Source organism: Pseudovibrio sp. JE062, assembly GCF_000156235.1.
Classification (GTDB): domain Bacteria; phylum Pseudomonadota; class Alphaproteobacteria; order Rhizobiales; family Stappiaceae; genus Pseudovibrio.
The window spans coordinates 157,184-165,222 of sequence record NZ_DS996812.1 but is presented as its reverse complement, the minus strand read 5'-3'; the positions used below and the strand labels follow the sequence as shown (position 1 = coordinate 165,222).

The following is an 8,039-nucleotide window of genomic DNA, read 5'->3' as shown; positions in this document are numbered from 1 at the left end:
TCAACTCACCAGCCAACCCAACGGGCGGTGTTACACCACGTTCTGAGATTGAGAAACTGGTCCAAGGCTTGGAGAACCACCCAAACCTGCCGGTGCTTTCAGACGAGATCTACTCCCGCATGACTTATGACGGGCTCAAGCACACATCCTTGCTGGAGTTTGAGCAGCTGCAAGACCAGCTCATCCTGCTCAATGGCTGGTCCAAAACATGGGCGATGACCGGTTGGCGCATGGGCTACTCTGTCTGGCCATCATCACTCATCGACAAAGCCCGCAAATTAGCGGTGAACTGCTGGTCCTGCATCAACACACCCAGCCAATACGCTGGCATCGCCGCAATTGAAGGGCCACAGGATGCGGTTGCTCAGATGATGCAAGCCTTCGACAGCAGACGCAAACTGGTGGTGGAAGGCCTCAACGCCCTCCCCGGCATCTCCTGCAAAACACCCAAAGGCGCCTTCTACGCTTTCCCGAACATCAAGGAAACTGGCTGGCAAGCCAAACCTCTGGCATCAGCTCTGTTGGAGGAAGCTGGCGTGGCTCTTATCGGCGGACCGGATTTCGGCGTTTTGGGAGAAGGTTATCTGCGCTTCTCCTACGCCAACTCAGAGGAAAACATCAGCCGCGCATTAGACCGCGTGGCCGACTTTCTGGACGCAAACAAGAGCTAGATCTTAGCGCTGTGCTGTCACCACGATGGCTTTTTCGATCAGCTCGGAAAGGTCGGAAGCTTTGCTGTCATGATGTACGGGCTGCATGATAAGGAACAGCGAGGACGGACCAACGGAGGTCAAGCCATCCAGTTCGTCAATATCGAACTGAAGCACCACCTGTCCTTCGGCATCCAGAAGAGACAAACCTTCTTCATAGCTCCACTGCCACGCCGTGGCTTTGGAGATTGGCGCATAAAGCCCCTCACAGTTGTTTGTCTTGAACGCATTGCCATACCCGCTCGCAGCTGGCTCAGTCTCCAGTTGCGCAGAACAGGTTTTGGATGACAACGCATCAGAAATGGACCAGTGGCCGGAAATCACGCTGGCCTGACTGGAAAGGACACCTAAGCCAGCAAACGCCAGGGTTGCGCCAGCCATTACTACTGTTTTTCTCAAAATCCCATGCATGTGAACAGCCTCCAGGATCTGTTTTATGTTCAGATTCTGGGCGCAATCAGTTAACTCAAGGTTAACAAGAAATTAAACGAGAGATAACAGCTCTAAAAACATAAATTATTCATGGATTTAACACAAAAACAAATACACGCATTACTTGTGAAATACAGATACAATCTAAAATAAATCAAATTATATACTAATTATTATTTACATGAAGTGCAAAGCACATTCGCTTCAGGCGATTTGCTTCACAAATCGACCGCCTCTTTGCCTTCTAAGGTCAGCGGCCCTTCCCGCATTCAAAACAACAACAAATAAGGAAGATGAAATGGCGTAGGTTATGAACCAGGCCTGTAACCCGCAGGCATTGGCAGAGCAGGAGTTTGCCACCCCAACCGGCCTGCTCGATTATGCAATCACAACGACATTGAACTCGTGTATCGGCGTCGCCGTGCGCGTTGGCAATCGCTTCATGACTGCGCATCTCGTCATGTATGGCCAGCAAATCCCTTATGTTTCACCAGCCAACCTGCAAATCTTCAACGCTGCAGATGCAGACACAGTATTCGATTACATCGACAGCCTGCGCTTGCAAGAAAACTCTGCCAACTTCGACGAAGCCATTTTGTTTGGAGCGACGGATGAATGGAGAAACACCGGCGGAGCGCTCACCAATGGCTACAACCGCCTGCGCGACCTGATCAGACAACGCAATAACAACCAGCCTCCTGTCAGCAATGATACAGGCGACGGCAAACACATCATCCGCATTCAGGGCGGCAACTTGAACATCAGGAATATCGGTTAAGCACCAAGCCGACAAAGGGAGCGCTCATTCCGGAGCGTTCCTTAATCAAAACAGATGAGTCGTTTGATTGATTAGCCGACGAGCAGCACCATACAGGTCATGGCCAGCGTGAAAAAGCCGAACATCTTCAGGTCTTTATGATCTTCAACACTACCGCGGAAACTGACCATGGTGAAACTCCGAAACGCAATACAAGATGCCGCTTAGATAAGCGCGGCATAGTAAACATAGAGTTTCAATGCGGCAGTTTCACGATCACGCGACCACCACACCGTTTCAAAGGTCAGTTACTCAGGATTCGCTCACAACCCATCCACGGAAACAAGGCGCTCACCCGGTGGTGGAGCACTCTCGCGAATGCGCAGCTTGGGCTCAATTAACATCAACTCGCTATTGAGCTTTTCGCCTTTCATTTGCGAAAGCATGAGCTCTGCAGCCTTTACGCCGATGGTGCTCGCGCCATTGTCCACAGTGGTCAAAGCGGGCGTACGATTTTCGGTGCCGTCAGTGTCATCATAGCCAACAATCGCCAGCTCCGGCCCCGGCTCCACACCGAGTCGCCGCACAGCACTCATCACGCCCAGCGCCACGAGGTCGTTGAAACACACCACAGCCGTTGGCTTCGGGTCTGCCTCAACAATCTGCCTGGCAACAGACCGGCCATCATCCTGCGTCATCAGCTCAGGAATATCCATCTGGTCATCCGCATTGATGCCTGCATCTTCCAAAGCAGAGCGCCAACCACGGTTTCTATCCCGGCCAGCAGAACTGCCACGCCGACCGCCAACCATGGCAATTTGCGTATGCCCCTGCTCAATCAGATGCTTAGTAATGCGATAGGAACCGAGAAAGTCATCCCCGCGAACACAAGGTGCATCCGCACCAGCCACATCCCGGCACACCAACGTCACCGGCACGCCCTGCCGCACGATTGAGTTGATGTCCTTCTCCGTGGTGCCAACAGAAGCACAAAGAATAAGCCCATCCACGCGGTGCTGCAGCAGCGTGTCGGTGAAGTGCTTCTGCCGCTCCACGATATCGCGGTGATTACAGATCAGGATGGTCTTGTTGTGCTGCGCCAGCGTTTCTTCCAGCCCACGAAACACCTCAGCAAAGTAAGGATTGAGAATATCGTGAACCGCCACCCCAATCATGTTGGATTGAGATGTCCGCAAAGATGCTGCCGAGCGGTTATAGATATAACCCACTTCCTCAGCATAGGCTTTCACCCGCGCTTTGGTGGCTTTGGCGATTAAAGGAGAATCTCTCAGAGCCAAGGAAACTGTAGCCGTCGAAACACCCAGTTTCTCAGCAAGATCGCCTAATCTCAATGGTTTACCAGTGCCGCTCAATGCTGATGTCCTCGCATATCCAGCCGGATCCGTTTTGTATTCTTAAGCACTTATGCACAGCAACATTAGCAAATAGCAATACTCCAGACTGCCAACAAAAAGAATTCATTATGAATTCTCAAGTTTCAGTCACTTGTTAAACCCATCAGACATCCTGATATATTTGCCGATAACTCATAATCGCATTCGCAGGTTTCAGAATATGTATTCCGACTTCAAATTGCTCGCCCAATACAACACCTGGATGAACACCCGGCTCTACACATGTGCAGAGCAACTCAGCGAGGAGCAGCTGAAGGAAGATCGAGGCGCATTTTTCCAATCCATCTTTGCAACCTTCAATCATATCGTAGTGGGAGACCTGACATGGCTGCGCCGCTTTGCCCAGCATTCCCTAAGCTACAAAAGCCTGCAGAAACTAAAGTCATTTCCTGTACCAACAGCGCTCACGTCCATCCCTTTTGAAGACTGGGAAGAGCTGAAAGCAGCACGTCAGAGCCTGGATAAAATCATTGAAGAATTTGCAGGGGACATCACCCCATCTGAGGCAGACGAGGCTCTTTCATATGCCAACATGAAGGGCATACCAGCGACGAAAAACTTCGGAGATCTGGTGCTGCATTTCTTCAACCACCAAACCCACCACCGGGGGCAGATAACAACCCTGCTCACCCAGTTCGGACTGGAAACACCAGATACAGATCTGCTGTTTCTCTGTCAGGACGCTTAGAGCGCGTTCCGTTTGATTGAGTTCAATCAAACGACAAGAATTCGCTCAAAATAAAGAAGTTAGAGTATGGGGCGTGAATGCAAATGAACGCAGGCATGCTCTAAATCTATAAAATATAAAGGCCTGTGTTCAATGCGCAGGCCTAAAGCCGTCAGCTCAATCAGCCGCTTCCAGCTCTACTTTCTTTTCTGCCTGCGCTTCAGCAGTTTTGTCTTCATTCTCCAGCTCATCTTCCAGATCCGGATCATCTTCAAAGCTGGCAGAAAGGTTCTTCTCAACCTGACGCAACAAACGACGCAGCTTCTTGCGGTCCTTGTCATCCATGCCAGCCAGCGCTTCTTTCTCAAGACGCTTCCATGCACGGTCGACCTGCAAGATTCGCTCACGACCTTCTTCACTCAGAAACACTCGGGCAAGCCGGCCATCAGTTTCAGAGATGCGACGAAATACAAGCCCCTGTGCAGTCAGACGTGTCACCATCTTCGTAACGGTCGGTGGCTGTACACCAAGCGCCAAAGCCAGCTGGCTCATGGTCTTGCCATCTGTCTCGCTCAAAACCTTCAGAACCGCTTCTTGCCCCGGATGCAATCCAATGCGCGATAAGTGTGCCCCAGAACGCGCACGCTGCGCTTTCGCGGCCTGAGCAAGACGAAAAGTCGTGCTCTTTTTAAAATTGAAACCCATGGTCTGGCTAATCTCGCTGCTGTCCCGATCAACGTAAAACGCCCGAAAAAAGGCGCCGTACAGCAGTGATAGCCGCCGAATATATAACTCAGATGACAGTTCGATAATTATTTAGTGACCTAATGAGATTTCTTAGGCGAATAAGCTCTTTAAGTTCTACTCAGTGGGATTTTTGAGGTTACGCGGATACTTTTATCCGGTGTCCTATGGCTTGCTCCAAAGCATCCACCGCTTCACGGCAATACGCCGCGTACTGTGATTCCATGCGATAGCTCAGAGAGCGGGGGTAAGATGCATCCAGCGACATATCATGGGTAATCCGCCCCGGCCCAGCGGCCATCACCACAATGCGGGAGGAAAGGAACACACTCTCATAAACAGAGTGCGTCACAAACAAAATGGTCCAGTCATGGGTGGATTTGAGCTCAAGCAGATCGTCATTCAGCTTGTTACGGGTAATCTCATCCAGTGCCGCAAACGGCTCATCCATCAGCAACAGCTTCGGCTTGGTCACAAGAGCCCGCGCAATGGAAACCCGCATCTTCATGCCGCCAGAAAGCTCAGAGGGCATATGCGTCGCAAAACTGGAAAGCCCAACCATCTCCAGCGCTTCTTCCACGCGATCCTTCGCATCCCGCTTAGAAACACCCTTCACCTTCAACGGCCAGTAGACATTCTCAAAGGTGTTCGCCCACGGCAATAAGGTCGGTTCCTGAAACACAAACCCAACCTCACCTTGCCCGGATCGGACAATCTCACCTGAGCTTGGCTCCTCCAACCCAGAAATGAGCCGCAGAATAGTAGACTTCCCACACCCTGACGGCCCAAGAATACTCAAAAACTCCCCCGCCCTTACATCGAGGTCAAACCCGTCGATAGCTGTGGTGCCATTCTCAAAGGTCTTGGAGATGTTGTTCAGGGATAGGAGGGGGGAGTGCGTGCCAACCATCAGATGTTCTTTACTATCAGATATTAAGCGATTTCTTACAACATCGCCAGAGCCGGACAGTACGGAAGACTTGCGCTCTGAGCAACTCAAAACGCAAATCCATTTTGATTTCACTGCTATTCGTTGGAAGGACAATCAGCAGTCCGACCGCAATTCACGTTAGCTACGCCACCTTTATCATAGGAGTAGCTGGTGAGCATATTGGCTACATTATTTGCAGGAACCACGTCCTCCTGACCAAACTCGCGGATTACTTCTCTTATGAAGTTTACCAACTCCTGCTTATTATTTTTCACATCTGCAACAAGGGTTTCACAGGCATTCTTATAATTCTTGTCTGCCATGTAAGCGCCCTCTGCGTTCCATTTAGCACTTACATTGCCAAAAATAGTTGCATCCGGAACTGTCTGGAATGCCTGACGGACCGCCGGATTCGTAATCCCACCAAAGTCAGCATTATCTTTCGGTGTAGGATCAGTCCGAACTTCAGCACCTGCGTATTGCATCACTGTACTAGGCACGAGCTGACAGCCTCCAGGGGGGCCTGAAAGAACACCGATCCCCTTTGTACCAGAAGTCCAGCCATCCTCATTTTTAAACTTCAACTGCATGTAGCGAAGCAGACTTGGCTTTCCATCAGGTGCGACACCAGCTTCGCAAGACTTAAAAAAAACGCTATCCGGAGCTTTATCCTGCGTCATATAGAAGTACTCAGCAAAATCCTCATTACTGTTTGGCCCAATATCCTCATCATTACCATGAGAGAACACCATAAAATCCTTGTAATCATGAAGGTACTTTGCTGTGGTCAAGCCATACACTGCACCAGTACTTGTCATAAAAAACAGATCTTTGCCGTAATTATTCGCGTCCGCCCATGCCACAGCAATTGACACATTCACATTTTCGCAGATGTATTCATCAATCAAAAGTGCCCGATTTTTGCCCGACGCCAATGCCGCATCATCTGCACCAGCCTCACCAGCCATCAACCCAGCCAGCGCCAGCGCCGCACCGCCAAGCAATCCTTTTCTTGTCTTTCTGGACAACATAATCGGCTTCTCCTTCTTGTTATTAGCCACCAAGAAGGACGAGGCATTGCGCCTCACGTGAGCCACTAGCCTCAACAGCCAATCAGCAGAGTAAACGCCTCCCTACCCACTACCTCTGAAAAACCAGAGCATCCCACGCCTTCCCCCATGACGTCCGCGCTCCGACGCGTTACTCTGCGCGCAAGACAACAAGCACCGGAAAACCACATGAGCGCCCTGCCCCGCCGTTTTTGGCATGAGATGACAACAACTGACTTCTCTGAGAACGACACCAGCGAGTGGATCGCGGTGTTACCGATAGCGGCGATTGAGCAGCATGGCCCGCATCTGCCGGTCTATACGGACACCTGTATCGCGGAAGGGCAAGTCGCTCGCACGGTTGAGCTGCTGCCAGATGATCTGCCGGTCACATTCCTGCCCGTTCAGGCCGTCGGCAAGTCAGACGAGCATCACTCATTCCCCGGCACGCTCAGCCTCACATGGGAAACCGCCGTCAAAGCATGGATTGAGATTGGGGAATGTGTTGCCAGAGCAGGCATCCGCAAACTGGTGCTGGCCAACTCCCACGGTGGCAACTCACCGCTGATGGACATCATCACCCGCGATCTGCGCCTCAAGCACAACATGCTCGCCGTGGAATCCAGTTGGCTCCGCTTCGGGCAACCGGAAGGTCTCTTCTCCGAGGAAGAGTTCACCTACGGCATTCATGGCGGCGACATCGAAACATCCATCATGCTGGCTCTTCGCCCGGATCTGGTGCGCATGGACCAAGCGACAGACTTCACCTCCACCCAAACCGACCACATCAACAACGATGCTTATCTGCGGGCTCATGGTCGTCATCAATATGGCTGGATGAGCGAGGATCTGAACAAGACTGGTGCACTCGGCAACGCGTCCCTCGCCACAGCAGAGAAAGGTCAGGCATCCCTCACACACGCCTCTCAGGAGTTCATCAAACTCCTGCGCGATGTACAAAGATTTGATGTCTCATCTTTCGGTAAGAACTAGCCATTACCTGAATTAGTTACGTAATTTCAAAGCGGTAGAACTTCATAAAAATTCTCCTTGCCATAAATTGTCATTTATGACAGTTTACTCAAAACAAACACATGAGGTTGGCAATGAAGATCTGTCTCATCAAAGCATCTGCACCGAGCTACTTTAAAGATTACAAGAAAGCGCGTGGAGGCCCGCCTCAGTCCATCTTCTCAGCTGCGGCAGCAACCCCCCGCCATTTTCAGCTGGAGATGCATGACGAAACCATCAGGATGGTCGATCCCCGTAAGGTGACCGCCGACCTCGTGGTGCTTTTCTTCGCAACGCCTGACGTCAACCGAGGCTACGAGCTC

The 8,039-nt window shown here is 51.2% G+C and carries 9 protein-coding genes and 1 pseudogene; 5 read left to right on the top strand and 5 right to left on the bottom strand.

Translation table 11 applies throughout. The annotated features are described in order from the left end of the window. A partial coding sequence (locus PJE062_RS26155; RefSeq protein WP_037037737.1) for an aminotransferase class I/II-fold pyridoxal phosphate-dependent enzyme occupies window positions 1-671 on the top strand: 671 nt, incomplete at its 5' end. A 3-nt stretch (window positions 672-674) separates the two neighbouring features. Here the strand turns inward: PJE062_RS26155 and PJE062_RS19570 are convergent. Next, window positions 675-1,091: an AprI/Inh family metalloprotease inhibitor gene (locus PJE062_RS19570; RefSeq protein WP_157039256.1), complete on the bottom strand. Its 417-nt coding sequence runs from the start codon at window positions 1,089-1,091 to the stop codon at window positions 675-677. A 361-nt stretch (window positions 1,092-1,452) separates the two neighbouring features. On the opposite strand from PJE062_RS19570, the gene PJE062_RS19565 reads away from it, so the two are divergent. Next, entirely contained in the window at window positions 1,453-1,920 is a 468-nt protein-coding gene (locus tag PJE062_RS19565; protein WP_008551405.1) for a hypothetical protein, read from the top strand. 302 nt (window positions 1,921-2,222) lie between these two features. Here the strand turns inward: PJE062_RS19565 and PJE062_RS19560 are convergent, their stop codons facing one another. Beyond that, on the bottom strand, window positions 2,223-3,272 hold the full coding sequence (locus PJE062_RS19560; protein ID WP_008551321.1) for a LacI family DNA-binding transcriptional regulator: 1,050 nt from the start codon (window positions 3,270-3,272) through the stop codon (window positions 2,223-2,225). 202 nt (window positions 3,273-3,474) lie between these two features. On the opposite strand from PJE062_RS19560, the gene PJE062_RS19555 reads away from it, so the two are divergent. After that, the gene (locus tag PJE062_RS19555; protein WP_008551736.1) at window positions 3,475-4,002 is read left to right on the top strand and encodes a DinB family protein; all 528 of its coding nucleotides are present in this window, start codon (window positions 3,475-3,477) and stop codon (window positions 4,000-4,002) included. A gap of 156 nt (window positions 4,003-4,158) precedes the next feature. Here the strand turns inward: PJE062_RS19555 and PJE062_RS19550 are convergent, their stop codons facing one another. The 3 genes from PJE062_RS19550 to PJE062_RS19540 all read right to left on the bottom strand — a co-directional run bounded on the left by PJE062_RS19550 (window position 4,159) and on the right by PJE062_RS19540 (window position 6,687). Beyond that, on the bottom strand, window positions 4,159-4,686 hold the full coding sequence (locus PJE062_RS19550) for a MarR family winged helix-turn-helix transcriptional regulator (RefSeq protein WP_008551675.1): 528 nt from the start codon (window positions 4,684-4,686) through the stop codon (window positions 4,159-4,161). Between the two features lie 178 nt (window positions 4,687-4,864). After that, window positions 4,865-5,635, bottom strand: a complete 771-nt coding sequence (locus tag PJE062_RS19545; protein ID WP_037037735.1) for an ABC transporter ATP-binding protein — start codon at window positions 5,633-5,635, stop codon at window positions 4,865-4,867. Between the two features lie 116 nt (window positions 5,636-5,751). Beyond that, a complete protein-coding gene (locus PJE062_RS19540; protein WP_008551401.1) occupies window positions 5,752-6,687 on the bottom strand; it encodes a hypothetical protein in 936 nt (311 codons plus the stop codon). 207 nt (window positions 6,688-6,894) lie between these two features. Between PJE062_RS19540 and PJE062_RS19535 the strand changes: the two genes are divergently transcribed. Beyond that, on the top strand, window positions 6,895-7,698 hold the full coding sequence (locus tag PJE062_RS19535; RefSeq protein ID WP_037037733.1) for a creatininase family protein: 804 nt from the start codon (window positions 6,895-6,897) through the stop codon (window positions 7,696-7,698). Window positions 7,699-7,811: 113 nt separating this feature from the next. After that, a pseudogene (locus PJE062_RS26585) lies at window positions 7,812-8,039 on the top strand (radical SAM protein); the annotation flags it as partial.

Excerpts from the sequence above, each read along its gene's own strand:
- PJE062_RS19570 (WP_157039256.1), bottom strand. The coding sequence starts at position 1,091 with ATGGCTGGCGCAACCCTGGCGTTTGCTGGCTTAGGTGTCCTTTCCAGT.
- PJE062_RS19565 (WP_008551405.1), top strand. The coding sequence starts at position 1,453 with ATGAACCAGGCCTGTAACCCGCAGGCATTGGCAGAGCAGGAGTTTGCC.
- PJE062_RS19555 (WP_008551736.1), top strand. The coding sequence starts at position 3,475 with ATGTATTCCGACTTCAAATTGCTCGCCCAATACAACACCTGGATGAAC.
- PJE062_RS19550 (WP_008551675.1), bottom strand. The coding sequence starts at position 4,686 with ATGGGTTTCAATTTTAAAAAGAGCACGACTTTTCGTCTTGCTCAGGCC.
- PJE062_RS19545 (WP_037037735.1), bottom strand. The coding sequence starts at position 5,635 with ATGGTTGGCACGCACTCCCCCCTCCTATCCCTGAACAACATCTCCAAG.
- PJE062_RS19540 (WP_008551401.1), bottom strand. The coding sequence starts at position 6,687 with ATGTTGTCCAGAAAGACAAGAAAAGGATTGCTTGGCGGTGCGGCGCTG.
- PJE062_RS19535 (WP_037037733.1), top strand. The coding sequence starts at position 6,895 with ATGAGCGCCCTGCCCCGCCGTTTTTGGCATGAGATGACAACAACTGAC.